The following is a 25,845-nucleotide window of genomic DNA, read 5'->3' as shown; positions in this document are numbered from 1 at the left end:
GAGGAAACGCGCGATGGCTTCGACCGGCAAGAAAATCAGCACCCGCAACTATCGCGCCGAGATCGATGAGATCGAAAAAGCGTCGCGGGACGAGATCATCGCGCTGCAGGAAAAGCGTCTCGCCTGGTCGCTCGCCCATGCCTACGACCATGTCACGCATTACAGGAAAGCCTTCGATCAGGCCGGAGTCCATCCGAAGGACTTCAAACAGCTTTCCGATCTCGCCGAATTCCCGTTCACGACAAAAGTCGATTTGCGCGACAACTATCCGTTCAACATGTTCGCGGTGCCGCGCGAAAGACTGGTCCGCGTCCACGCTTCCTCCGGCACCACCGGCAAACCGATCGTGGTCGGATATACCAGGGCCGACATCGAGACCTGGTCGGAAGTGATGGCGCGCTCGCTCCGTGCCGCCGGCGGCCGCACCGGCATGATCATCCATAACGCCTATGGTTATGGTCTTTTCACCGGGGGTCTGGGCGTGCATTACGGCGCCGAAAAGCTCGGCTGCACCGTGGTGCCGGTTTCCGGCGGCATGACCGAGCGGCAGGTGCAGCTTATCAACGATTTCAAGCCTGACATCATCACGGTGACGCCGAGCTACATGCTGGCGATCCTCGACGAGTTCAAGCGCCAGCGCCTCGATCCGCGCCGATCCTCGCTGAAAATCGGCATCTTCGGCGCCGAGCCCTGGACCAACGCGATGCGCGGTGAAATCGAGGCGGCCTTCGACATGGACGCCACCGACATCTATGGCCTGTCGGAGGTGATCGGTCCGGGCGTCGCGCAGGAGTGCATCGAGACCAAGGACGGGCTGCACATCTGGGAGGATCATTTCTACCCCGAGGTGATCGATCCCGATACCGGCGCGGTGCTGCCGGACGGCGAAAAGGGCGAGCTGGTCTTTACCTCGCTGACCAAGGAAGCCTTCCCGGTGATTCGCTATCGCACGCGCGACCTCACGCGACTGTTGCCAGGCACGGCGCGAGTGGGCATGCGGCGGATGGAGAAGGTCACCGGCCGTTCCGATGACATGATCATCCTGCGTGGCGTCAATGTGTTTCCGACCCAGATCGAGGAAGCGCTGCTGGCGACCGATTGGTGCGGCGGCCATTTCGTCATTGAACTGACGCGCGAGGGCAGGATGGACGAGATGACGGTGCTGGCCGAAGCGCGGGCCGAGCACTGGGACGGTCAGGGGCTTTTCGAGCACGCCGAGCGCATCACCCATCACATCAAGAGCACCATTGGAATTACGGCGCGGATCAGGGCGGTGGCGCCGGAAACGCTGGAGCGGTCGCTCGGCAAGGCCAAGCGCGTGATCGACAAGCGACCGAAGGGGTAGCTGTCGTCATTCCGGGGTAGCCCGTCAGGGCTGAACCCGGAATCTCGCGCATGCTTCTTGTGGATTCCGGGTTCGCGCTGACGCCCGCCCCAGAATGACGGCCGCCGACGACGCCCTCGCACCTCACACGTGATCGTAATCTACCACGACCCTGTCGGTCACAGGCCGGGCCTGGCAGGTGAGAATGAAACCCTTCTCCAACTCCCACGGCTCGAGCGAGTAGTTCACTTCCATTTGCGCCTTGCCCTCGACGAGCCTGGCACGGCAGGTCGAACACATGCCGCCCTTGCAGGCGAAGGGCAGATCGACGCCGGCACGCAAGGCCGCATCGAGAATGGCTTCGCCTTCGGCGATCGGCACTTCGCGGCGCTTGCCGTCAATGATGAGGGCCGCAAACGCCTTTGGCGGCGCGGTCGGCGGAACCACCATCTTCGGGCGCGGCTTGCCGCCGAATTCGGAGACGAAGCGCTCGACGTGAATCCGGTTCTCCGCGATCCCGATCGCGCGACAGGTCGCCTCGATATCCTCGCTCATGCCCGAAGGGCCGCAGATGAAAACATGATCGACGACTTGCCAGCTCACCAGCGATCGCAGCAGCACCCTCACCTTCTCGCCATCAAGCCGGCCGTGCAGGATCGGAATGTCCTGCTCTTCGCCCGAAATGACGTGAAACACCGACAGCCGTTCGATGAAGCGGTCCTTGAGTTCTTCGAGCGCTTCGCGAAACAGCATACCGCTGGCCGAGCGGTTGCCGTAGAACAGGAAGAAGCGGCTGTCCGGCTGCCGCACCAACACGGCTTTGACGATCGACAGGATCGGCGTGATGCCGGAGCCGGCAGCGAAGCCGACATAAACCCGTGCCTGGTCCGGCGCCGCCGTCACCCCGAAGCGGCCGGTCGGCGTCATGACGTCGAGTTCGTCGCCGCATTTCAGTTCGTCGGCGGCCCAGTTCGAGAACGCGCCGCCATCGATCTTCTTCACCGCAATTCGCAATTCGCCGTCGTCCGGACCGGAGCAGATCGAATAGGAGCGGCGAACCTCCTCGCCATCCATCATGGTTCGCAAGGTCAGATATTGGCCGGGAGAAAAGCGATAGTCTTCGGCAAGCTCTTTCGGGATCGCAAAGGTCAGCGACACCGCATCTGCGGTCTCCCGGCGCAGGTCGCTGACGGCAAGGCGGTGGAAACGTGGTGCCGACATTTTCTAATGACACTTGAAATAGTCGAACGGCTCGCGGCATGTCTTGCAGCGCCACAGCGCCTTGCAGGCGGTCGAGCCGAATTCGGAAATTACCTCGGTATCGAGCGATCCGCATTGCGGGCATGCCACATGGTCCTTGCCGAACAGACCTCGGCGGGAGTTCGCGGCTTGCGGCGGAGCGATACCGTATTCCCGGAGTTTGCGGTGACCCTCTTCGCTCATCCAGTCGGTGGTCCAGGCCGGCGCCAGCACGGTGCGCACCCTTGCGTCGCGAAACCCCTCGCGCTCCAGCGCCAGCTCGATCTCAAGCGTGATCATGTTCATTGCGGGACAACCCGAATAGGTCGGCGTGATCGTCACCTCGACGCGCCCTTCCTCGACCGTGACCTCGCGCAACACGCCGAGGTCGGCGATGGTCAGAACCGGAATCTCGGGATCGACGACGCTCGCCGCGACATCCCAGGCGTGCCGCCGCAACCCGGCATCATCGAACATGGCGATCACCATTTGCTCCCCGGAAACGTTCGCTGCATCGATTGCAATTCACTGAGCAGATGCCCGAGATGTTCGCTGTGCCGCCCGCTGCGGCCTCCCTGCTGCATCCAGTCGCTCCTGGGCAAAGCAAGCGTCGCTTCGCCCACGACATCGGAAACGGTCTTGAGCCATTTCACCTGCAACGCCGTTGCATCGATGGCGATACCGGCATCGATCAGAGCGCGCTCGCTGTCGTCGGTCTCGAACATCTCGCCGGTAAAGGCCCAGAGATCGTCGATCGCGGTTTGTACGCGAGCGTGGCTCTCCTCGGTGCCATCGCCAAGCCGGACGATCCATTCCGAGCAATGGCGAAGGTGATAAGCGCTTTCCTTCTCCGACTTCGCCGCGATCGCCGCCAGCGTCGCGTCCTTCGACTTCATCATTGCGCGCCAATAGAGGTCGGCGAATGCGGCATAGAAAAACTGCCGCACCATGGTGCGCGCGAAATCGCCATTGGGCTGTTCGACGAGGAGAAGATTGCGGTATTGCCGCACATCGCGAAGATAGGCGAACTTGTCTTCGTCGTTGCCGCAGCCTTCGACCTCCCCTGCATAAGCATAAAGCTCGCGCGCCTGGCCGAGCAGGTCGAGCCCCATATTGGCAAGCGCCATGTCTTCTTCGAGCATCGGCGCGTGTCCACACCATTCCGACAACCGATGGCCGAGAACAAGCGCGTCGTCAGCCCGGCGCAGCGTGTACAGCACCAGCGGGGTTTCGGAGATTTTGATCGACGGCGTGGCCATGGCAACAAGCCTGTTGTCTAACTCGTCATTGCGAGCCAACGGGTCGCGCGAATGCGCGCCCGATGACAAGCTCCGCGAAGCAATCCAGACTGTTCCTTGACAAAACCATGATGGATTGCTTGGTCGCTTTGCCCCTCGCAATGACGTTCGGAAGTTCGTCTCTTCCTCACATATGCCCGACTTCTTCGGGCACGTCGTAAAAGGTCGGATGGCGGTAAATCTTGGATTCCGCGGGTTCGAACATCATGCCCTTTTCAGCCGGTTCCGAGGCGGTGATCGCGCTCGACGGCACGACCCAGATCGACAGGCCTTCGCCGCGGCGGGTGTAGACGTCGCGTGCGGCCTGCAGCGCAAGCGTGGCATCGGGTGCGTGCAGCGAGCCGACATGCTTGTGCGCAAGCCCGTTGCGGCTGCGAATGAAGACTTCCCACAGCGGCGTGTTGGGTGTGGCCATGTGACCTCCTTTACGCAGCGCGCGCCGCGGCGCGTTGCCGGCGCTTCTCCGCATAGGCCGCGGCAGCCTCGCGCACCCAGGCGCCCTCATCATGCGCCTTGCGCCGCGCCGCCAAGCGGTCGCGATTGCAGGGGCCGTTGCCGGCCAGCACCTGCTTGAATTCTTCCCAGTCGATTGCGCTGTATTCCCAATGCCCGGTCGTCGCATTCAGTCTCATGCCGGGATCGGGAATCGTCAGCCCGAGATAGTGAGCCTGCGGCACCGTCGCATCGACGAATTTCTGGCGCAGCTCATCATTGGAAAAACGCTTGATCTTCCATTTGGTGGAAGTGTCGCTGTGCTGGCTTGCCTGGTCCGGCGGCCCGAACATCATCAGCACCGGCCACCACCAGCGATTCAAGGCATCCTGCGCCATCGCCTTCTGCTCTTGCGAGCCGCGCGAAAGCGTCAGCGTGATCTCGTAGCCTTGCCGCTGATGAAACGATTCCTCCTTGCACACCCGGATCATCGCGCGCGCATAAGGGCCATAGGAACAGCGGCACAACGGGATCTGGTTCATGATCGCCGCGCCATCGACCAGCCAGCCGATCACGCCGATATCGGCCCAGGTCAACGTCGGGTAATTGAAGATCGAGGAATATTTTGCCTTCCCCGCCAGCATCTGGTCGACGAGTTCTTCCCGGGAAGAGCCGAGCGTCTCGGCGGCGGCGTAGAGGTAAAGACCGTGGCCGCATTCGTCCTGCACTTTCGCCAGAAGTGCCACCTTGCGGCGCAGCGTCGGCGCGCGGGTGATCCAGTTGCCTTCCGGCAGCATGCCGACGATCTCGGAGTGCGCGTGTTGCGAAATCTGCCGCACCAGCGTCTTTCGATAGGCCGCCGGCATCCAGTCATTCGGCTCGATGCGTTCCTCGGCGTCGATGCGCGCCTGGAACTGCGCAGCACGCGCCGCATCTTCGAGGTTGCGATCTTCGGCTTCCGACGTATTGAGCGCCTGGGTGTACATGCGCCGACCTTTCCGCAATCATTGCCGGCAATATATAACAAAAACTTCAATATGCAATATAATTCTGTAACATATTAATCGACCAAACCTAATCGCCGAAACGCCGCTCCAGTTCCACACCTGCGGGCGGCAATGGCCCGCTTTCGTTCGACCCGTGCCGGTCGAGCCATTGCTCGGATGCCGGTAGCAGCCCGCGGTAGATTTCCCCGCACAGGCCCCGGGCGGCCCGCCCCGGCCAATCCGCAGGCAGCAACACAGCAGGCAACAGCGGATCGCGCAGGACGACGCGACGGTAATGATGGATCAGCAGGACTCGCGCGGTGAAGGCGTCCTCATCGCTGAGCCGGCCGCGGCGGCCGATCCAACCGCGCAATGGCTCGAAACTCCGCATGAATTTCAGATAGGCTTCCGCCGTGCGATCGAGCGGCCAGCTCTCGCGCAAGAGACGACGACCGCTGTCGTCTTCGGCCGATACTTCGAGACGGATCGCGGATGCGGCTTCCTCGGGGATCGGAACACCTGACGGTGCGACCCACACGCCCGGCAACGGGCTTCCGAAGCCTGCGTTCTTGAGCGCATCGCGCGAGATGTCGCGATCCTCGGCTCTGCCGATCAGCAAGAGCTCAAAGCGGCCGGTCCAGTCGGACGGGGGCGAATCGTAGATATGCGTGGTGGCGGCCGCAAACGTGTGCCGGCCGTTGTCGGTCAGACGGTAAAAACTGTTGCGCCCGACCTTCTCGCGTTCGAGCCAGCCATCGGATGCCAAGCGCGACATCGCGGTGCGCACCACGCCGCTGTCGATATCGATCGCCTCGAAGAATTTCAGCAGCGTTCCGAGCCAGACCGAGCCGCCGCGCGGCACGATCGCATCGCCGAATACGGTGATGACGATCGAGCCGGTGCGCGAGGGTTCGCGCTTGAGCTCGTCGATGATGCGTCCAAGCGGCTGCGGCATGACAGACGCATAGCGCGTTTTCCGCCTCTGCGACAATGACGTAACGGTTCTGGGCGCGGCGTTGCGACGCTCGAACTAAATTAATGCTTTCGGAAATCTCGTCATGCCCGGGCTTGTCGGGCATCCACGACAAAACGTTGCCGGCGGAAAAGACGTTGATGGCCGGGACATCTAGCGCGAAGCGCGCTTCGCGCTTTTGCCCGGCCATGACGAACAATGCGAGTCCAACGCGCCAGCGCGCTAATCTTACCGGCTCGGATCGGGATAAACGAGGCTGCGCCAGCCGCTCCGGTCGAACGGCTTCCATTGCCCCTCGGGTTGGGCGAGGCGATCGGCGACCGCGTAGACGACCGCCGGATGATGACCCATGCCGCAATGGCTGCTTTCGACCTCGATGCTTTCCGACATCGCAGAGGTCCTTTCCATGCAGCCTTGCCACGCACAGATGCCGTCCGTGCGGCTGAAGATTGCGGTGGTCGGCACCGGCGGTGCTTCCGACAGCCGTCCGCCAAACCGCGGGTCCTGCTCGTCGGCGCGGCGCCCGCTCGCCATCTCATAGACGCGCCAGGCGTTGGTTGCCCTTGGGTGGCTCGCGAACGGACTGCCAAGCGTGATCACCGAGCGCACGCGATCGGGCAACATCTTGGCGAGCTGGCGCGCATAAAGACCGCCGAGGCTCCAGCCGACCATGCTGATCTTGCGTTTATGGCTGTCGGCGAGTTCGCGCACGAGATCGATCATCGCATGCTGCACGCCCTGGCGCAGGCCGAGATTGCGACCCTGCCGCCAGCCGGTCACCGCATAGCCGCGGTTTTCCAGGAAGCTGCGCAGCGGCCGTGTCGAAACGTCGGATGCGACGAGGCCGGGCAGCACCAGCACCGGATGCCCATCGCCGCCAGGCGCCAGGCTCAATAGCGGCAGCGCGCCGAGAAACGCGCCAAACTCGGAAATCGCGCGTCCTTCCAGAAACATCAGGGTTCTCGACGGCGGGCGCAGCGTCTGGGCGGTGGCGGACATCGTATTCCTCTCCATGACCCGCTTTAAAAAAAGCGGCCAATCAGTCGTTTTCGGAAAACGCGGTTCTCACACGGTCGTTCTGCAGTGCAACAACGTCGATAGAGCTATGATACTGATTCCAACATTCAAGCGGCCGCCAGCCGGCCGGACAATGGCTCCGGGCAGCTTAAATCGCAGCAGTGATCTAAAAGTCACAACAAGCGAAGCAGGAATTCACAGGTGTAGAGCGCAAGCCCTGCCAACCCGCCGATCAACGAGCCGTTGAATCGGATGTATTGCAGGTCGCGGCCGACATTGATCTCGATCAGCGAAATCAATTGTCCCATGTCCCACGCCTTGACCTGATCGGCGATGAAAGTGGATACGCCGCTTTTCTGATCGGCGATGAAACTGCGCAGCACAGTGACGAATCCCTCGTTGATTTCACCGCGCAATTCGGAATCGGCTGCAAGCGCCTCGCCTGCTTTCACGAACATGCCGGCAAGATGCTGTTGCAATACCTGGCTCTCGCCGCTGGCGCTGCGCTCGATGAACGAGCGCGCATTCGCCCACATGGTTCGCGCAAGTTCGCCGAGTTCGGGGCGCGCAAGGAGGTCGCGCTTCAAGCCGTCGATGCGATCGCCATAGCTCTTGTCATTGGAAAGCCGGTCGACGAAGGACAGCACCATGCGGTCGAATTCACCGCGGAACGGATGGTCGGGATCCTTGCGTACCTCCTCGAGGAAGGCCGTTGCCGAGGCGACGATCTTGTTCACCAGAAACTTGTCAGCGCGATAGAGCTTCAAAAGCGTCGGCAGTTCGGCGCGGACTTTCTCGCGGATCATAGCCATGGTCTCGGCCTGCGTTAGCATCTCGTGCACGCCGCGCAGGAAGTCATCAAGCAAGCCCTGATGCCTCCGCTCTGCCACGAACGCCCGCAGCGTTCCGGCGGCGAGCGGCGCAAGATCGATATCCTGCAATTGGCTGGCGATGCGGCGGCTGATGAAATTCATCAACCCGGAAGTTTCGGTCGCGCTCACCGCCTCGGGCAAAAGGCGGAGCGCGAAGCGGGCGAGATCGGCGCTGCGCTTGCGGTCGCGGAGCCAGTCGGCGATGAAGGAGCCGAAATCGATCTGGCGCAACTTGGCCTCGACAGGTCCGGGTTCGAGAAAATGCACTTCGATGAATTCGCCGAGTTTTTCGGCGATCCGGTTCTGATTGGCCTGAATAATCGCCGTATGCGGGATCGGCAGGCCGAGCGGCCGCTTGAACAGCGCCACTACCGCATACCAGTCGGCGAGGCCACCGATGGTCGCAGCTTCCGCAAAGGCGGCGACAAAGCCGAACACGGGGTGGAGGGGCAATAGCAGCTTTGCCGCGACGAAAAGCGCGAGCGTGCCGGTCAGAACGAGCGTCGCCAGCGCCTTGATCCGCCGCAGTTCGGCGGCGCGTGCGGCGTCAGTGGGAGTGTCGAACGAGAATGTCGTGGGAAGGATCATGAGGGTTTCATCGAGGACGAACCAGCTTCGATCCTAGCGCGACGGCCCACCTTCGTCATGGCCGGGCTTGTCCCGGCCATCCACGTCTTGATCGACACAGGAAGGTAAGGCGTGGATGCCCGGGGCAAGCCCGGGCATGACGTGGAGAGCCAAAAAAGAAGGCCCGCGTGAAGCGAGCCTTCGAACTGACGCAACTGATACTTAAGGCAATCAAGCCGTCTTGTTGTAGACCTTGGCAAAGTTGTCCTGAGCGGTCTTCGCACTCTCGGTCACGAGCTTGCTCAGATATTCGCTCGAGGCCTTGGCCCTCGACACGAGCGTTTCACCGCGCGTGCGCAGGAGGTCGGACTGGATCTGCACCGCCTCGTTCAGCGACTTGGCCGACGCCAGCTTGTCGATGCCGGCGAAAAACGCCTCGGCGTCCTGGTACAACGCCTGCTGGATATTGCGGCTGATCTTGGCGGCTTCGCTGACCGAACCGGCAACGGCGGACTCGATCGCATCAGTGGCCTTTTCCGAACCGGCGTAGAAGTCGGCGGTGCGCTCCTTGGCAGTCTCGGCCTGCTTCTTCACGAACTCGCGGGCGGCCTCGGGAACTTCCATGTTCTGGAAATTCTTGAAGGCTTCGGTGACGGGCGCGAAGGCTTCCTTGACGCTGTTCAGCATGGGATTCTCGGTGCTCATTGGGGTCTCTCCATCCTCAGGTTTGAGCTATGGGCTCACCCCGTCCGAATGGCCCGGGGCGTGGCTTATATGGCATCGCCGTTGTTGCAACGCAATATACATGCTGCGTCGCGATATCACAAGTTCGTGATTGTCGGAATTTTGGGCGATTTGCCTCGGGAACCGGGGGATCTAGCCCTCTTCAGCCTTGCGCCACGGCCCCGGGAACCCCGTAGGCCTCCAGCTGTGCCCGAACCTGCGCCACGTTGTGCCCGAGCACGACAATGTCGTGCTTCTTGCCGTCGACGTCGCGGACGTGGTCGTGCAGCAGCGCCTCCGCCTTGAAGCCGAGGCTCTCGAACAGCGCGATCGCCGCCTGCTGGTCGACCGTCATCTGCACCGAAAGCTTTTCCAGCCCCGCGCCAATCGCGATGGCGAATGTCTCCTGCGACAGCGCCCGGCCCACGCCCTGACCGCGGACCTCCAGCGACACCACCATCCGGATTTCGCCGACATGGGGCGACCATGAGTGCGGATCGCGCACCAGCGTGCCGCAGCCGACGACGACGCCCTGCCTGATGGCGAGCAGGCTTGTGATGTCGCCGCGCTCGATCTCGTTGATCCAGGCCGAAAGCACCTTGGACTGGCTGATATTGCGCGGCAGGAACAACAGATCATGGGTCGGCAGTTGTTGCGCGAAGGCAAGCACGGCGGCCTCGTCGGCGCGCGACATCAGGCGGAATTCGATCTCGCCGGCATCGGTTTTGACATGCCGCGGGTAGGTGCGTTTCTCACTCATGTCGATCTCTCGCATAGCCATGAATCGAGTTTGGGCCACAGCCGCCGGATGGCGTTGGCGCCGGCAACCAGGCTGACATGGCCGCCCTTGAGCATCACCTCTTCCTTGTCGGCCGAGCCGACCTTCTGGATCAGGGGCCGGGCGGCATCATAGGGAACGATGTGGTCGTGCTCGGCCACCGCATGCAGGATCGGGACCTTGATGTCGGCGATGTCAGCCTTGCGCCCGCCCACCGTCATGGTGTCGTTATAGAGCTTGTTGTCCCACATCAGGTCCTTGGTGATGGTGCGGAAATATTCGCCTGCCAGCGGCAGCGTATCGGTCGCCCAGCGATCGAACATCCGGTAGGATTTCACGAACTCGTCGTTCCAGATGTTTTCCCAAAGCTGCACCTGGCTTGCGGCGCGCGAGGCCGGCCGCAGCATCTCGAACGAGGACAGGATCATTTCCGGCGGCACGTTGCCGACGCTGTCGATCAGATGATCGACGTCGAAATAGCGGCGGTCGGCGAAACTCTGAAACAGCTTCATTTCACGGAAGTCGATCGGCGTGGTGAAGCAGATCAGGTTCTTCATCGGCCCGTCGGCAAAGATCGAGCCGTAAAGCAGCGACAAGACGCCGCCGAAGCAATAGCCGATCACGGTAACGTCGTTCTCGCCGGAATCCTGTTGCACCCGCCGCACGCAATCCGGAATGAAATCGAGGACGTAATCCTCCATCCGCAGCCGCTTTTCCTCCGGCTTCGGCGCGGTCCAGTCCAGCATGTAGACGTCGTAACCGCGTTTGAGGAGAAACTCGATGAAGCTCTGGCCGGGAACCATGTCGAGGATGTAGCCGCGATTGGTGGTCGCCATCACGATCAGGATCGGCACGCGGTAGATCTCGTCGGCGAGGGGGCGGTAATGATAGAGATTCATCGTGCCGCGAACACTCAATATGTCCTTGGGCGTGGAACCGAGCGACGGTCCCGTGGACGAGATATATTCGACCCCCTTGATGCTGCGTTGAATCGCGCGCTGGACCTCGCTCTGAATCCGCTCCGGGATCGAGGCCAGGTCGAGGCCGAGCGGATTGAGGCCGGCGTCGGCGTTCATTTTTGCTCTCCGCCTTCGCCCGAGGGCGGCGAAGGCGGGCGCTTGGTGCGCGGCGGCCGCGGCGCTGCCGGCGCGTTCGACGTGCCGGCCTGCCCGTGCACTTGCTGCAGGAGCGTCTTGATCTCGTTCAGCTGCCCCTCGATCGAGGCCAGCCGCTCCGCCATGCTGACCATCTGCTCCCGGCTCGGCAGGTTCAGGGATACCAGGTATTTTTCCATGAGGTCGGCAAGCTGCTTTTGCGCTCCCGCCGTGGTGCCGCCTACCTGGTTCATGACCTTGCTGAATTGCGGCGACGCCATGGCCTGATTGGCGAAGGCGTTAAACCCCTTCTCCATCTCGCCGATCATGTTTTGCCACAACGCGACTGGATCGTTGCTCTTGTCTGCCATCGGCGTCCTCCGGCATGATTGCGAAAGTCGAGGCTTGTCGCGGCGTCAAGTGCCCGCGCGGCCGACTTCGGTTATTTCATTCCACACCGTTGTGCTTAGTGGAGTGGATTTGACATTCGCTCCCCACCTGGCCGCGCACTGGCAAAGCGAATGTCAAATCCTAAACTCCACTAAAATCCTATACTTGCTAGTGGTCCTTTGATTCCAACATTCGCAAAAGGTGTCCGCAGCAATGGGATGCGAATGTTAGAATCGGACCACTAGCCGGTCAACCTGAAGAGCCTTCTGTGCCGCGAAAAACCGTGTCATAGAAATCTTTGCAAAGCCATTTCACGAAGGAATGCCCAATTGAACCCGTCACCTCATCAGCCGCCACAGCTCGCTCGCGCCAACGGCATCGACCTTTGTTACGAGATCTTCGGCGATCCGGCCGCCGAGCCCATGCTTTTGATCATGGGGCTCGGTGCCCAGATGATCCATTGGGACGACGATTTTTGCCGCCAGCTCGCCGCGCGCGGCTTTCGCGTCATCCGCTTCGACAATCGCGACATCGGCAAGTCCAGCCGCCTCTCTGGCGGCAAGCGCCTGACCGCGATGGAACTGCTCAAGCTGCGGTTCCTCAGGATCCCGGTCCAGGCGCCTTACAAATTGCGCGACATGGCGGAGGATACGGTTGGCCTGATGGACGCGCTCCGCATCAAGTCGGCGCATCTCGTCGGCGCCTCGATGGGCGGCATGATCGCGCAGGAAATCGCGATCTCGTTTCCGGAGCGCGTGCGCTCGCTCACTTCGATCATGTCGAGCACCGGCAATCCCAAACTGCCGCAGGCGAGCCGTGAAGCGATGGCGATCCTGATGGCGCCGCCGCCCGCCACGAGAGAGGAATACCTCGATCGCTTCGTCAAGACCTGGAAGGTCCTGCGCGTCGGCAGCTTCCCGGAGGACGAGGAACTTGATATCGCGCGGGGGAAACGAACCTATGAACGCGGCCTCAATCCGGCCGGTGTCGGACGCCAGCTTCGCGCCATTCTCGCTTCCGGCAGCCGCAAGGAGCGGCTATCCGCCGTCAAGGCGCCAACGCTGGTGATCCACGGCACGGTCGATCCGCTGGTACGGCCCGAAGGCGGCATGGACACCGCCGCTTCGATTCCCGGCGCAAAACTCCTGATGATCCCGGGCATGGGCCACGCACTGCCGATTCCGTTCTGGCCGCAAATCATCGACGGCATCGCCAGGCATGCGAAGGAAGCATCCGGAAAAGCGGCACATCAGTCAAAAGAGAGGGTCTCATGAAACTGGAAGGCGGCTGCTATTGCGGCAAGGTGCGCTATGTCGCCGAGGGCGAGCCGATGATGAAAGCGCAATGCCACTGCCGGGAATGCCAATATATCAGCGGCGGCTCGCCGAACATGTTCATGCTGATGCCACTCGACGGCTTCAGCTTCACCAAGGGCACGCCCAGGAAGTTTACCCGCAGCGACCTCGAGCGCGCGGTGACGCGGGAATTCTGCGGCGAGTGCGGCACTCATCTTCTTACCCGGCGGCCCGGATTGGCGGCTGCCATTGTCAAAGTCGGCACGCTCGATGATCCCGCGGTGTTCGGCAGTCCGCAAATGGCGATCTACACCTGCGACAAGCAGCCGTTTCATGCAATCCCTGAGGGGACGCCGAGCTTCGAGCGCTTGCCACCGCGGCGGTAAAGCCTACCCGCCCGCCCAGACGTCGAGCACGTAGCGATTTCCGGCGCCGAGATCATCGATCCAGCGCTGAGCGGCGTCCCTGTCGGCGCCGGTGCGCTCGCGGTAGATCGCAACCAGCGCGGCCTTGACGTCCGGCTCCATCTTGCCGCCGTCGCCACAGACATAGATGATTGCGCCGTCCTCGATCAGCTTCCACACGCGATCCTGCTCGGCTGCGACCAGATCCTGCACATAGGTTTTCGGACCCTCGCCACGCGAGAACGCGGTGTAGAGTTCGGTGATGCCGCCTGCGGCATGGGCCTTCAGTTCATCGGCGTAAAGATAGTCCTGCTCGGGATGGCGGCAGCCGAAGAACAGCATCGCCGGGCCGAGGGTCGCTCCGCCTGCTTTCGAGGCGGCGCGCTGCTGCAGGAAGCCACGGAACGGCGCAAGGCCCGTGCCAGGACCGATCATGATGATCGGCACGGCGGGATCATCGGGCAGGCGGAAACCGGCCTTGGTTTCACGCACGGTAGCCTGGATGGTTTCGCCGACACGGCGGCCGGCGAGATAGTTCGAACAAATGCCTTTGTAGATGCCGCGGCCCGAGGCGGCGGGTCCCTCGACGACAGCGACGGTGACGCTACAACGCGACGGATCGACCGAGGGCGAGGACGAAATCGAATAATAGCGCGGCGCGAGCAGCGACAGCATTTCCAGGTAGGCATGCAACGGCAATTCGCAGGCCGGATATTCCTCCAGAAGGTCGAACACCGATTTGCGCCTGGCATGGATCTCCGCGCGATAACGCTCGGCGGAGGCGGCATCATCTCCGACAAAGGCGAGCAGCTTCGGCTTGGTGACCGGGCAGTTGGTGTGCTCGGACATGATCTGGATCTGCTTGCGGGTCGCGACCTGTTGCAATTCGACAAAATCCGCCAGAAGCCTGCCCACCGACACCGCTTCACCGACGGGCAACTGCGCGCGCCGGCCTTCCGCGACCTGCAGGCGAATCTGGTCGGAGGGAAGAAACCCGAACCGGCGGGCAACCGCATCGACCAGCGCCGGATCGTTACGCGGTACGACGCTGAGGTGATCGCCGACCCGGTAGCTGAGGCCGGCGGGCAATTGCACCTCGATGTGCCGGGTCGACCTCTCCGAGGCGTTGGCGCCAGCCTTGTTCTGCAACTCGTTGTTGGTCAGCAGCTTCATGGGCGAAGGGCCGCCGAGCGCGACCACGGCGTTGACCACTGACGGCGCAACCGGCTCGACGCTGTACAGCGGTTCGTCCTCGGCGCTGCGGGCGAAACTGGATTCGATGCCGAATTCCCGGGTCGCAAGCGGGGCGAGCCTGGTAAACCAGCTCTCGAAGTCGCTGTCGAGATCGCCGCGCGCATCGCCCTCGCCGCGCGTAAAGACGCCGCGGCCGCCATGCGCGGCCAATTTCTCGTCGATGAAGCGCGGTACGGCCTGATAGGTCGCGGCCCAGTCGCTGTTGCCGCAGCCGAACACGGCGTAGCGCAGCCTTGCGAACGCATCCTTGCGCAAATCGCCGCCCAGCCATTTGACGAATTGCGTGGCGTTGTCCGGCGGCGCGCCGTTATAGGACGCACAAAAGATCAATGCGCCGCCCTCTTCCGGCAACTTGCCGACGAAATCGTCGAGCGGCGCCAGCCGCGTTGCAAAGCCGTTGACCTCGGCGAGATCGGCCACGCGCGTTGCGAGTTCTTCCGCGGTGCCGAGATTCGATCCGTACAGCACAAGCAGCGGCGTATTGTGTCCGGGACGGGTCCGCCCGCGGGGCGCCGTCGCCGCGCCGGAAACCGCCGCCGTCGCCGACGGGCCTGCATAGGCGCCGCGCTCCTTGTCCTCGCGCGGCCGTACCTTGATCCTGAAACCCTCCGGCTTGATCGTCAGCGTCTCCTTCAGATGCATCTGGTAGCGATGGACGTCGATCAACCTGAAGCGTTGCAGGATCATGCCGATCGCAAGCGCCGCCTCATGCATCGCAAAGCCGCGGCCGATGCAGGCGCGCTGGCCGTTACCGAACGGTTTCCAGGCGTTGACCGGACGCGCAGCTTCCGCCTCGCGGGAAAAATTCTCCGGATCGAACGCATCCGGATTGGGGCCCCACACCGAGGGATCGCGATGCAGCGCCAACACGAGCACGGTGATGAAGATGTTCTTCTTGAGCCTGTAATCGCCGCCGATAACTTCATCGGCAAACGGCGCGATGCCGTAGGCGGGTGCGGGCGGCCACAGCCGCAGCGCTTCCTTCAACACCTGGGTGATGTAGGTAAGTTGCGTCACCTGCTGAAAGGTCGGCTTGGCGTTGACATCGGGCCCGAACACCCGGTCGACCTCCTCGTAAGCCTTTTTCAGAACCTCGGGATGTTTCAACAACGCGTAAAGCGTGCACGACAGCAGTCCGCTGGTCGTTTCGTGGCCCGCGATCAAAAACGTGTTGATCTGGTAGCGGATGTTGACATCGTCGAGTTGCTCGCCGGTGACGCGGTCGACACCCGTCATCATGGCGGCAAGCAAATCCTTCCTGTCATCGCTGCCCGCGGCGCTTCTGCGGCGCTCGGCAACGATTTCGTCGACCATCTTGTTCATGAAAGCGACGTCGGCAGCAAGATCGCGCCGCCGCTTCTGCATCCAGAGATTTTCCAGCGGCAGGCCGCGGATCATCATGATGGTCTCAAGCGAGCGCACCAGCGACTCGACAAAGGGATGGTAGTCGCGCCGGTAGAACGAATTGAAGCGGTAGTCGAACCCGCACAGCCCGATGGTATCCAGCGTCAGCGCAGTCATGTCGTGCACGACGTCGATTTCGTCATCGGCGTTCAACCGCTCCCACTTCTTCACAAGCTGCTCGGCGATGTCGACCATGCTCGGGTGATAGGACTGCATGGCGCGGTTGCCGAACGGCTGCAGCAGGATGTTGTGGGCCTTGCCCCAGTTCGGCTCGGTCGTATCGGCGGTGAACAGACCGTCGCCCGCGATCGCGCGCACCCGCCGCAACGGCCCGCGCACCGCCTTGTCGAACCGCTTCTCGTCGCTGAGTTCATCGACAAGATCGTGGCCGGAGACGATGACGATCGGCGCGCCCATCATATCGAGCCAGAAGATCGGCCCGAGTTCCCTGGCGAGCCGCGCCAGGTTCTGCACCGGTGCGGTCGAATCCAGCGACAGCATGTTGCCGACCACCGGCTTGGTCGGCGGATGCGGGATCGGGCTTAGTCGGTTTGACGACGCCATAACGGTAACATTCCCTGCCTTCTTAGAATTCGTCATTCCGGGATAGTCCGAAGGACCAGATCCGGAATGACGAGATTCCGGGCTCGATGCTACGCATCGCCCCGGAATGACAATTCAAGTCGCTTCGCTCGCAATGACGATACCTAACCAAACCGTTTCCGCCGCCATTCGATCAGCTTGGCGCTGACTTCCTCGGGCTTTTCCTGCTGCGTCCAGTGTCCGCTGTCGCGAACCAGATATTTTTCCAGATCGGGAACAAGTCTTTCCATGCCGTCGGCGGCCGAGGGCGGCAGCACCGCATCGTTCTCCGCCATGATCATCAACGCCGGGACCTTGACCGTGTGATCAAGCTCGACCGCGCGCCGCCAGTTGCGCGACATGTTGCGGTACCAGTTGATGCCACCGGTGAAGCCGGTTCTGGAAAAGGTGCCGACGAAGACCTTCATCTCCTCGCCCGAGAGGATCGGCTTGCGCGGATCGTATTTGGCATCATAGCCGGCGACCATTTGTGGAAACGCCAGATTGAGCTTTGACGACGCACCGACCCCCGCCGTTGCGGGCTCCGCCGGCAAGGCCTCCTTGCGCGGCATCGGCTCGCGCATCAGGAAATCAAAGGTCTGCCCCACACGGCTATCGAAGATCTTGTCGGCCGCGCGCGCGGGGTCCTGAAATTGCACGATATACATGCTGTCGCCGAACCGCTTGCGCAGCAGTTCGATCGGGTCGGCCGGTGCGCGGTCGAAGTGCGGCGTATTGACACCGACGACGCCCGCGACACGGTCGCGATGCGCAAGCGCCATCCGCCAGACAACAAAGCCGCCCCAGTCGTGGCCGACGAAGATCGCCTTGTCGATCTTCAAATGATCGAGCAGCCCGACGAGGTCGCCGGTCAAATGCTCCAAATCGTAGGCCTCGACCGCTTCGGGCCGCTCGGTTGCGCCATAACCGCGCTGGTCCGGCGCGATCACCCGGGTGCCGGCTTCGCCCAGCGCCTTGATCTGGTGACGCCAGGAGAACGCAAGTTCCGGCCAGCCGTGGCAGAGGATGAGCGGCGGCACGTCGGTTTTCGGACCCGCTTCGTAAAAGCCCATCCGAATCCCGTTGACTTGCGCAAATTGCAGCGGCGGCATGTCGATCATCGGCGAAAACCCTTATTCGGCCGCACCCTTCACGTCGGTTTGCGGCGGCGCAAAGGCCGCCTCCAACGCGGCGAATTCCGAAGGCACCAAGTCGCACAGCACCTCGACATGCGGAATGATATTGGCGCCGGCGATGAAGCCGAAGTCGAGCTGATCGCGGTAGCTCTGCACGGTGATGTTGAGGGCCAACCCATGGGTTGAGATCGACACCGGGAAAATGTGCAGGAGTTCGGCGCCGGCTGCATATAGAGTTTGGCGCGGCCCCGGCACGTTCGACACCGTGATATTGGCCGCGGGCGGCAATACGTCCGACAGGCTGGAGCGGCTATAGAGCAGCGCAAGAATCTGGATCAGGATCGGCGCGCCCAGCATCGAGACGTTCGATATTTGCGGCATCAGCGCGCGGAGCGGATGCGACATTTCCTTGGATTTGGTCGATTGCGCAATGATCGTCTCAAGCCGCGTCTTCGGGTCCTCGACATTGGTCGCGATCGAACAGATCATCCCGAACACCTGATTGTTGGCATCCGTATTGCCTTCTTCGCGCAGCGAGATCGGCACTCCCGCGGTCATCGATTTCGAAGGCAGCGCGCCGCGCTCCAGCAGATAGCGGCGAACCACGCCGCTTGAGACCGCCAAGACGACATCGTTGAGTTTGCCGCCAGCCGCCTTCGCAACGGCCTTGGCGCGGGACAACGGAATCGAGACGCCGGCAAAGGAGCGCTCGGACGATATCTGTTTGTTGAGGATGGTCGGCGGCGACATCATGCCGGCAATGCTGTCGCGCGATTTCGGATCGGCGATCTTTGCGACCACGTCGGAGACGCCCTTGAGCATGGCCGGGACGTTGCCGGCGAACTTCACCGCGTTCTCGATCTGGAACATCGCATTGTCGAACAGGATCGATCCGAGATCGCTCTTGCCGGAGCGCGGCAGTTCGATGCCCTTGGCGGCGGCGGAAGCATCGAACGGCTGGCGCCAAAGCTGCTGATAGGAATCAAGAAGGGTGGCGGCGATGTCGCGCGGCTCCTGGTCGACCTTGGCAGGCGCTGTGGGCGGCTCGATTTCCCTGGGGGTCGGCGTCACATCATAGATCATGTTGGTCAGCGCTGCGCCCGCGCCGCCGTCGATGCAGGCATGGTGCATCTTGGAATAGAGCCCGATCTCGTTGTCCTTCATGCCCTCGAAGACGTAGAACTCCCAGAGCGGACGGGCGCGGTTAAGCAGCTTGGCATGCATCCAGCCGACGAGGCGCTCGAGCGTGGCGCGGTCGTGCGGCGCCGGAAGGCTGCCGCGGAAGATATGACGATCGATATCGAATTGATCGTCCTCGACCCAGGACGGATGGTCGATGTCGAGCGGCGCCTTTTCCAGGCGGGCTTTGAGGATCGGCGCAACGTGCAGCCGCGAGGCGATCATCGCCTTGAAGTCTTCGAAGAAGTCTCCCTTGTAGTTCTCAGGCAGACGGAAGATCGCCATGCTCCCGACATGCATCGGCATTTCCGGCGTTTCCAGATACAGAAACGACGCGTCCATGGCGGACAGTTTCCTGGCGTCGCTCATAGGTTCCTCCCGCGAACAGTTACGCTGCACCTTTGGCGGTGCTTTTCAATTTTAATTCTGGCGTTCAGACAGTCCCTTTATTCGGGGATTGTGCCCGTTCTGGCGGCGCATATGCAATGGCAAAGGGCCCCGATCGGTCAAATTGGATGAATTGACCTTCCCGCTGGGCCAGACGGTCGGCGACCGCCCACAATGCCGCCGGATTGACGCCAAGCCCGACATGGCTGGCGAGGTATACTTCGAGGTTCTCGGCCGTAGCGGAAGGCCGCAGCAAGCAGGTCCGCCAGTTTACGACGCCGTCCGCGCGCGAGTAGATCGACGTTGTGGGAACCGGCAGATCGCCCGAGAGCGCCTCGAGAAGCTCGGGGTCGTTGTCGATCGTCTCGCCGGACAGCGCTTCGTAAAGCCGGGTCGCATTCGTCGCCCGCACGTCGTTTGCAAAGGGACTGCCGAGCGTCACCACATAGCGCACCATATGCGGCGCATGCAGCGCGAGATCGCGCGCATAGACGCCGCCCAGACTCCAGCCGACGATACTGACCTTGCGGCCGGTGCTTTCGTGAATTTCGGCAAGGCGCTGCCGCAACGCCGCGCGCACGCGCGAAAGGCCGCCAAGATTGCGGCCCATCTGCCAGGCGTGGGCATCGTATCCGAGTTCCGCCAGATAGCGGCGCATCGGCGACATCGAAAGGTCGCTGGCGAGGAATCCCGGCAATGCCAGCACAGGGTGGCCGTCGCCTCTCGGCGCGCGCAAGAGCAGCGGCGACATCATCAGGCTGGCGTTGAATTCGAAGATGCCCCGCATCTCGGCGAGCAACAGGCCGAGGCCTGGCGGGCGAAGCGGGTGTCTCGCCGGCTTTTCGCTCTCGTCAGGCGGCGTCATTTTTTGTCAGGCGCGCGCGCACCGCCAAGACCGGCACCAAGACCGGTACCAAGCCCTGTCATCGCCGCGAACATGTCGCTAAATCGCTCGGCAAACTTCGGGTCGAACGAGAGCCAGCTTTGCATGAGCGCTTCAGGCGAGACCTTCTGGATATTTTCCATCATCTGATTCTGGAGCTTTTCCATCACGGCCGTCTGCATCGGCTGCACATCCGGAAGCCCGAAAAACTGCCGCGCCTCCAGCGGCGTGCAGTCGATTTCAACGTTAACCTTCATGTGCGCTCCTGGGTGCATTGACCGGACCACTAGTATCGCCGCTACCGCCTGCTGGAAGCAAGCCGTCCAAAGGGCGAAAGCGGAACGCGATCAACCGAAGCGATCGGCGGCAAACGGCAGCGGGTCGGCAAAGGGCGTCACGCCGGTCATCATTTCCGCGAGCAGGCGGCCGGTCACAGGCCCGAGCGTCAGACCGTGATGCTGGTGGCCAAAATCGAACCAGAGCCCGGGGTGGCGAGGCGCCCGGCCTATGACCGGCAGCATATCCGGCAAGCATGGCCGCCTGCCCATCCAGGGCTTCGCCTCGATCGCCTCTCCCAGCGGAAACAAGCTTCGCGCCCGCGGCAATGCCCGATCGATCTGGATCGGCGAAGGTGCCGCATCGCGGCGGGCGAATTCGACGCCGGTAGTCAGACGAATGCCCTGGTTCATCGGCGCCAGCAGAAAACCGAGATCCGAATCCAGAACCGGGTGGTTGAGCACGGCATTGCCGCCCGGCTTCAAATGCAAGTGATAGCCGCGCTTGAAGCCAAGCGGGATCGCGTATCCGAGCGGCCGATACACCAGATCGGACCATGGCCCCAGCGCCACCACGGCCTCGCGCGCGGCCACTCTATCGACCCGCCATCCGCCGGCCTCCTGCGTGAGCGATCGCGCGTCCGCCACGACGAAGCGTCCACCCTTGCGGACGAACAGCGCCGCATAGGCCCTGGCCAGCGCGGCCGGATCGGCAATGAATCCGGGTGCCGGCAAATGGACTGCGCCCGCAAAATCTCCGGTCAGATGGGGCTCGCGGGCGGCGATTGCCTTGCTATCGAGAATTTCGCTCGCGACGCCATATTGCCCGGCGCGTTCAGCCTCACGCACGGCCTTGGCAAGGCTCGTCTCGGAACGAAACAGCTTGAGCCAACCGGTGCGGCGCAACAGCTCCGGAACACCGGCTTCGTCGATCAGCGCCTCGTGTTCGACGAGGCTTTGCTGGATCAGCGGCAGCTCGGCCATCGCGCTGTGTAACGCACGTTGCGGCGAAGACGCGAAGTAATAGCGCACAAGCCACGGCAGAAAGTCGGGCAGATCGGAAATACTGTAGCGCACCTGCGGCGAACGGTTCAGCGCATATTGAAGGATCTGCTTGAAGTCGCGCGGAAACATGTAGGGAAATACCGAGGCGCATTCGATCAGCCCCGCGTTTCCGTAGCTCGTCTCTTCACCGGCGCGCTCGTGCCTGTCGACGAGGATGACATCGCGCCCGAGTTTTTGCAGGTGCAGGGCCGCGCTGACGCCGACCATGCCCGCTCCCAGCACAAGGACGTCCGCCTTCAGTTGCACCATCCAGCACTCCCGTCAGCTTGGCGCGATACACGAAGCCGCCCGCGTTGAACTTAGGTAGGGCACGATGCCCGCAAACCATTGCAGCCGGAGGAAATCGCCTTTGCGTGGCGGCCAAACTCTGGCAACATGGATTGGGTATTCCTCTACACCATCGCGGAGAGCTTCCACCAATGCCGTTACGTCAGATCTTGCTTGCAATGGCCACTGCTTCGATTGTCGCCTTTGCCGCGATGCCGGCCTCAAGCCAGACCTTGCGCTACGCCAACCAGGGAGAGCTCAAATCGCTCGATCCCTATACGCTGAAGGAAACCACGACCATCGCGCATCATGCCCATGTTTATGAGGGCCTGGTCACCCGCGACAAGGAGCTGAAGATCGCTCCGGCGCTCGCCGAGAGCTGGGAAATTCTGGAGCCGACGCACTGGCGTTTCCATCTGCGCAAAGGCGTCAAGTTCCACAACGGCGACCCCTTCACCGCGGACGACGTGCTGTTTTCCGCCGATCGCGTGCGCGCCAAGGGCTCGAACTTCCTGACCAACGTTCCCGCCGACGCCAAATTCGTCAAGGTCGACGACTACACCGTCGATGTGAAACTTGACTCGCCCAACCCCATTCTGATTTCGCAATGGGACGGCTGGTTCATCATGGACAAGAAATGGTGTGAGGAAAATAACTCTGTCGCACCGACGCCGGCTTCCGCGACGACGCCGAGTTATGCCGCGTTGCACGAAAACGGCACCGGCCCGTTCATGATCGAGACCCATCAGCCCGGCGTGAAGACCGTGTTCAAGGTCAATCCGAACTGGTGGGGCAAGCCGGAGCACAATCTCAAGGAAATCGTCTTCACGTCGATCGGATCGGCCGCCACCCGCGTGGCCGCGCTATTGTCAGGCGACGTCGACGTGATCGAGCCGGTTCCGACCCAGGATATCCAACGCGTCAATGCCGGTGGCAACGCCGCAGTTCTGACCGGACCGGAGGTCCGCACCCTCTTCCTCGGCATGGACCAGGAGCGCGACGAACTCCTGTATTCCAACATCAAGGGCAAGAACCCGTTCAAGGATATCCGCGTTCGCGAAGCCTTCTATAAAGCGATCGACGTCGATTTGATCAAGAACCGCGTGATGCGCGGCCTTTCGACACCGTCGGCGCTGATGGTTGCACCACAACTATTCCCTCTCGCGAAAGACTTCACCCGGCCGAAAGCCGATCCCGACGCGGCCAAGAAGCTCATGGTCGAGGCTGGCTATCCCGACGGCTTCGAAGTCACGATGGATTGCCCCAACGACCGCTACGTCAACGACGCGGATATTTGCCAGGCGGTGGTGGGCATGCTCGCGCGGATCGCCGTCAAGGTGAACCTGCTGGCGCAGCCCAAGGCGCAATATTTCGGCAAGGTGCTCAAGCCGGGCGGCTACCAGACCTCGTTCTATCTGTTGGGCTGGACGCCGGCATCGATGGATTCCCACAACGTGCTGTACGATATCATGGGTTGCCACAATCCCAAGGAGTCCACCCGCGGCGAGGCCAATCTCGGCGGCTATTGCAGCAAGGAACTCGATGCGTTGGCCGACAAGGTTCTGGTCGAGCCGGACATTGCCAAGCGCGACCAGATGATCAAGCAGGCCTTCGAAATCGGGATCAAGGATTACGGCTACATCCCAGTGCATCAGCAGGCGCTGGCATGGGGTGTCTCGAAAAAGGTGAAGTTGACCCAGCGCGCGGACAATCAGGTCCTGTTTTATTGGGCAACCAAACAGGAATAGCGTTATACGCTGGCATGCGGTCCCGGAACTTTCCGGGACTTGTCGTTTAAGCGTAGTGATCCGATACGCACCCTTTGGGTAGCCGATGACAACGAAGTAAAAAGATGCTCGCATTCACGCTTCGCCGGGCAATCCAGGCGATCGGTGTCATGATCGCTGTCGGCATCATCGCGTTCTCGATGTTCCGATTTGCCGGCGATCCGGTGAGCCAGATCGTCTCCATCGACACCTCGGCGGCTGAACGGGCCGAGATCAGAAAATCGCTCGGCCTCGACGATCCCGTCCCGCTGCAGTTCGCCCGCTATTTCGCCGATGCCGTGCGATTCAAGTTCGGCGTCTCCTATCAGTTTCGCCTGCCGGTCGCCGATCTCCTGAAGGAGCGGCTTCCGGCGACGCTGGAACTGGCGACCTGCGCCACCATTCTGGCGATGGTCTTCGGCATCCTGATGGGAGTTTATTCGGCGCTGCGACGCGACACGCTGCTCGCCAGGATTTTCCAGGCGGTTTCACTGATCGGCATTTCGTTGCCGACGTTTCTGATCGGCATTCTCCTGATCTACCTGTTCTCGGTGACGCTCGGCTGGCTACCCTCGTTCGGCCGCGGCGAGGTCGTGCGATTCGGCTGGTGGACCACTGGGCTACTGACGGTCTCGGGCCTCAAAGCGCTGATCATGCCCGCGATCACGTTGGGTCTGTTCCAGATGACGCTGATCATGCGGCTGGTGCGGGCCGAGATGCTCGAGGTCCTGCGCACCGACTATATCCGTTTTGCCCGCGCGCGCGGATTGACCACCCGCGCCATCCATTTCGGCCATGCCCTCAAAAATACACTGGTGCCCGTCATCACCGTGGCGGGCCTGCAATTTGGCTCGGTTATTGCATTTGCGATCATCACCGAGACGGTTTTCCAGTGGCCCGGCATGGGGCTTCTGTTTGTGCAGGCCGTACAAAATGTTGATATCCCGATCATGGCGGCCTATTTGCTGATGGTTTCGCTGATCTTCGTCACCATCAACCTCGTGGTGGACATCCTCTATACCGTGGTCGACCCGCGCTTGCGCGCGACCATCGATCGCCCGGCGTGAAGCTTGCGAGGTTTGCAATGTCCGACGCCGCCCTCACCCGCAAGGCCAATTCGAACACCGCGCTGACCCGCGCGCATGCGGCCGGCTGGCTCAAACGCGCCATCGAAAGCGACATCCTCTATTCGTTTCGCCGCTCCAAGCTCACCATGGTGGCCGCCGCGGTGACGCTGCTTTTCTTTCTGCTTGCGATTGCCGCACCGCTTCTAGCGGTCCAAAATCCATTCGATCCGGCGCAGCTCCAGCTGATGAACTCGCGGATCGCGCCGCTTTGGACGGCCGATGGCCAGAGCCCATTTCTGCTGGGCACCGACGAGCAAGGCCGCGATGTCTTTTCCGCCATCCTCTACGGCCTTCGCATTTCGCTTGTTGTCGGCATCCTCGGCGTGCTGTTTTCCGGAGCGCTTGGCATAGCCTTGGGGCTGATCGCCGGTTATTTCGGCGGCGCGATCGACGGTCTGATCATGCGCATCGCCGACGTTCAACTCACCTTCCCCGCCATCCTGATCGCATTATTGGTCAACGGGGTCGCCAAGTCGTTGTTCGGCAACCGGCTGGACGCGATGAGCACGCTCGCGGTGTTAGTCTTCGCGATCGGCCTGAGCTTCTGGGTGCAATATGCGCGCACCGTGCGCAGCTCCGTGATGGTGGAAAAGAGTAAGGATTACGTCGCGGCGGCGCAGCTGATCGGCCTGCCCGCGCCCGTGATCATGCTCCGGCACGTTTTGCCCAATGCGATGGGGCCGATTCTGGTGATTGCGACGATCAATCTCGCGCTTGCGATCATCACGGAAGCGACCCTGTCGTTTCTGGGTGCCGGCATGCCCGACACCATGCCGTCGCTCGGCACCTTGATCCGGATCGGCAACAACTACCTGTTCGCCGGCGAGTGGTGGATCGTGGCCTTCCCCGGCCTTGCGCTCGCGGCGCTGATCCTGTCCATCAACTTGCTCGGCGACTGGCTGCGCGACGCGCTGAACCCGAAACTTCGATGAGCGAACCTGTTCTCTCCGTGCGTAACTTGCGGGTCGAATTTGCCACCCGCCATCAGGCGCTGCGCGCGATCGACGACGTCTCCTTCGATATCGCCAAGGGCGAGGTACTGGGCGTGGTCGGCGAATCCGGCGCGGGAAAATCCGTGACGGGGCTCGCCGTGATCGGCCTGATCGACCGGCCCGGCCGCATCGCGGG

25 protein-coding genes are annotated in these 25,845 nt (G+C 62.0%); 7 read left to right on the top strand and 18 right to left on the bottom strand.

Going from position 1 to position 25,845, the window contains the following annotated elements; translation table 11 throughout:
• The first annotated feature begins 13 nt into the window (after positions 1–13).
• Entirely contained in the window at positions 14–1,345 is a 1,332-nt protein-coding gene (gene paaK / locus VNX23_RS19435) for a phenylacetate--CoA ligase PaaK (protein ID WP_325632635.1), read from the top strand.
• A gap of 123 nt (positions 1,346–1,468) precedes the next feature.
• On the opposite strand, the gene paaE is transcribed toward paaK, so the two are convergent.
• The 12 genes from paaE to VNX23_RS19375 form a co-directional block, all read right to left on the bottom strand.
• Complete coding sequence (gene paaE, locus VNX23_RS19430) at positions 1,469–2,545, bottom strand: 1,2-phenylacetyl-CoA epoxidase subunit PaaE (protein ID WP_325632633.1); 1,077 nt, start codon at positions 2,543–2,545, stop codon at positions 1,469–1,471.
• A 3-nt stretch (positions 2,546–2,548) separates the two neighbouring features.
• Entirely contained in the window at positions 2,549–3,040 is a 492-nt protein-coding gene (gene paaD, locus VNX23_RS19425; protein WP_414643033.1) for a 1,2-phenylacetyl-CoA epoxidase subunit PaaD, read from the bottom strand.
• Between the two features lie 5 nt (positions 3,041–3,045).
• Entirely contained in the window at positions 3,046–3,822 is a 777-nt protein-coding gene (gene paaC / locus VNX23_RS19420) for a 1,2-phenylacetyl-CoA epoxidase subunit PaaC (protein WP_325632630.1), read from the bottom strand.
• Between the two features lie 166 nt (positions 3,823–3,988).
• Positions 3,989–4,276, bottom strand: coding sequence for a 1,2-phenylacetyl-CoA epoxidase subunit PaaB (gene paaB, locus VNX23_RS19415; RefSeq protein ID WP_325632628.1), 288 nt, complete (start codon positions 4,274–4,276; stop codon positions 3,989–3,991).
• A 10-nt stretch (positions 4,277–4,286) separates the two neighbouring features.
• Positions 4,287–5,279, bottom strand: coding sequence for a 1,2-phenylacetyl-CoA epoxidase subunit PaaA (gene paaA / locus VNX23_RS19410; RefSeq protein WP_325632626.1), 993 nt, complete (start codon positions 5,277–5,279; stop codon positions 4,287–4,289).
• 88 nt (positions 5,280–5,367) lie between these two features.
• Positions 5,368–6,234: a phenylacetic acid degradation operon negative regulatory protein PaaX gene (gene paaX / locus VNX23_RS19405; protein WP_325632625.1), complete on the bottom strand. Its 867-nt coding sequence runs from the start codon at positions 6,232–6,234 to the stop codon at positions 5,368–5,370.
• Positions 6,235–6,480: 246 nt separating this feature from the next.
• The gene (locus VNX23_RS19400) at positions 6,481–7,251 is read right to left on the bottom strand and encodes an alpha/beta hydrolase (protein ID WP_325632624.1); all 771 of its coding nucleotides are present in this window, start codon (positions 7,249–7,251) and stop codon (positions 6,481–6,483) included.
• A 191-nt stretch (positions 7,252–7,442) separates the two neighbouring features.
• Complete coding sequence (locus tag VNX23_RS19395; RefSeq protein WP_325632622.1) at positions 7,443–8,729, bottom strand: DUF445 domain-containing protein; 1,287 nt, start codon at positions 8,727–8,729, stop codon at positions 7,443–7,445.
• A gap of 210 nt (positions 8,730–8,939) precedes the next feature.
• A complete protein-coding gene (locus tag VNX23_RS19390) occupies positions 8,940–9,413 on the bottom strand; it encodes a phasin (RefSeq protein WP_325632621.1) in 474 nt (157 codons plus the stop codon).
• A gap of 181 nt (positions 9,414–9,594) precedes the next feature.
• Positions 9,595–10,191: a GNAT family N-acetyltransferase gene (locus VNX23_RS19385; RefSeq protein WP_325632619.1), complete on the bottom strand. Its 597-nt coding sequence runs from the start codon at positions 10,189–10,191 to the stop codon at positions 9,595–9,597.
• Positions 10,188–11,285 carry an alpha/beta fold hydrolase gene (locus tag VNX23_RS19380; RefSeq protein WP_325632617.1) on the bottom strand — a complete coding sequence of 366 codons (1,098 nt, stop codon included), beginning with the start codon at positions 11,283–11,285 and terminating at the stop codon, positions 10,188–10,190. The genes VNX23_RS19385 and VNX23_RS19380 overlap by 4 nt, the downstream gene beginning before the upstream one ends.
• The gene (locus VNX23_RS19375) at positions 11,282–11,674 is read right to left on the bottom strand and encodes a hypothetical protein (RefSeq protein ID WP_325632616.1); all 393 of its coding nucleotides are present in this window, start codon (positions 11,672–11,674) and stop codon (positions 11,282–11,284) included. Before VNX23_RS19375 ends, VNX23_RS19380 begins: the two co-directional genes overlap by 4 nt.
• A 348-nt stretch (positions 11,675–12,022) precedes the next feature.
• Here VNX23_RS19375 and VNX23_RS19370 point away from each other — a divergent pair, with 348 nt between their 5' ends.
• Positions 12,023–12,967: an alpha/beta hydrolase gene (locus VNX23_RS19370; RefSeq protein ID WP_325632614.1), complete on the top strand. Its 945-nt coding sequence runs from the start codon at positions 12,023–12,025 to the stop codon at positions 12,965–12,967.
• Positions 12,964–13,374: a GFA family protein gene (locus VNX23_RS19365; protein ID WP_325632613.1), complete on the top strand. Its 411-nt coding sequence runs from the start codon at positions 12,964–12,966 to the stop codon at positions 13,372–13,374. The genes VNX23_RS19370 and VNX23_RS19365 overlap by 4 nt, the downstream gene beginning before the upstream one ends.
• Before the next feature lie 3 nt (positions 13,375–13,377).
• Here the strand turns inward: VNX23_RS19365 and VNX23_RS19360 are convergent, their stop codons facing one another.
• The 6 genes from VNX23_RS19360 to VNX23_RS19335 form a co-directional block, all read right to left on the bottom strand.
• Entirely contained in the window at positions 13,378–16,614 is a 3,237-nt protein-coding gene (locus VNX23_RS19360) for a bifunctional cytochrome P450/NADPH--P450 reductase (RefSeq protein WP_325632611.1), read from the bottom strand.
• Between the two features lie 143 nt (positions 16,615–16,757).
• Positions 16,758–17,753 carry an alpha/beta hydrolase gene (locus tag VNX23_RS19355; RefSeq protein WP_325632610.1) on the bottom strand — a complete coding sequence of 332 codons (996 nt, stop codon included), beginning with the start codon at positions 17,751–17,753 and terminating at the stop codon, positions 16,758–16,760.
• Positions 17,754–17,765: 12 nt separating this feature from the next.
• Positions 17,766–19,316 (bottom strand): wax ester/triacylglycerol synthase family O-acyltransferase, encoded by a 1,551-nt coding sequence (locus VNX23_RS19350; protein WP_325632608.1) that lies wholly within the window; start codon positions 19,314–19,316, stop codon positions 17,766–17,768.
• 64 nt (positions 19,317–19,380) lie between these two features.
• Positions 19,381–20,199 (bottom strand): alpha/beta hydrolase, encoded by an 819-nt coding sequence (locus tag VNX23_RS19345; RefSeq protein WP_325632607.1) that lies wholly within the window; start codon positions 20,197–20,199, stop codon positions 19,381–19,383.
• Positions 20,196–20,474 (bottom strand): DUF6489 family protein, encoded by a 279-nt coding sequence (locus VNX23_RS19340; RefSeq protein ID WP_325632606.1) that lies wholly within the window; start codon positions 20,472–20,474, stop codon positions 20,196–20,198. The genes VNX23_RS19345 and VNX23_RS19340 overlap by 4 nt, the downstream gene beginning before the upstream one ends.
• 90 nt (positions 20,475–20,564) lie before the next feature.
• The gene (locus VNX23_RS19335; protein WP_325632605.1) at positions 20,565–21,806 is read right to left on the bottom strand and encodes an FAD-dependent oxidoreductase; all 1,242 of its coding nucleotides are present in this window, start codon (positions 21,804–21,806) and stop codon (positions 20,565–20,567) included.
• 170 nt (positions 21,807–21,976) lie between these two features.
• On the opposite strand from VNX23_RS19335, the gene VNX23_RS19330 reads away from it, so the two are divergent.
• The 4 genes from VNX23_RS19330 to VNX23_RS19315 all read left to right on the top strand — a co-directional run.
• Positions 21,977–23,572 carry an ABC transporter substrate-binding protein gene (locus VNX23_RS19330; RefSeq protein ID WP_325632603.1) on the top strand — a complete coding sequence of 532 codons (1,596 nt, stop codon included), beginning with the start codon at positions 21,977–21,979 and terminating at the stop codon, positions 23,570–23,572.
• 104 nt (positions 23,573–23,676) lie between these two features.
• On the top strand, positions 23,677–24,657 hold the full coding sequence (locus VNX23_RS19325) for an ABC transporter permease (protein WP_325632601.1): 981 nt from the start codon (positions 23,677–23,679) through the stop codon (positions 24,655–24,657).
• Positions 24,658–24,674: 17 nt separating this feature from the next.
• Positions 24,675–25,649, top strand: coding sequence for an ABC transporter permease (locus tag VNX23_RS19320; protein ID WP_325632599.1), 975 nt, complete (start codon positions 24,675–24,677; stop codon positions 25,647–25,649).
• The coding region (locus VNX23_RS19315; RefSeq protein WP_325632598.1) for an ATP-binding cassette domain-containing protein at positions 25,646–25,845 on the top strand (200 nt) is incomplete at its 3' end. The genes VNX23_RS19320 and VNX23_RS19315, both read left to right, overlap by 4 nt.

The sequence above is a fragment of the Bradyrhizobium sp. genome, assembly GCF_035570375.1.
Classification (GTDB): domain Bacteria; phylum Pseudomonadota; class Alphaproteobacteria; order Rhizobiales; family Xanthobacteraceae; genus Bradyrhizobium.
The sequence above is the reverse complement of the archived record's forward strand: the minus strand, read 5'-3'. Positions and strand labels throughout refer to the sequence as shown.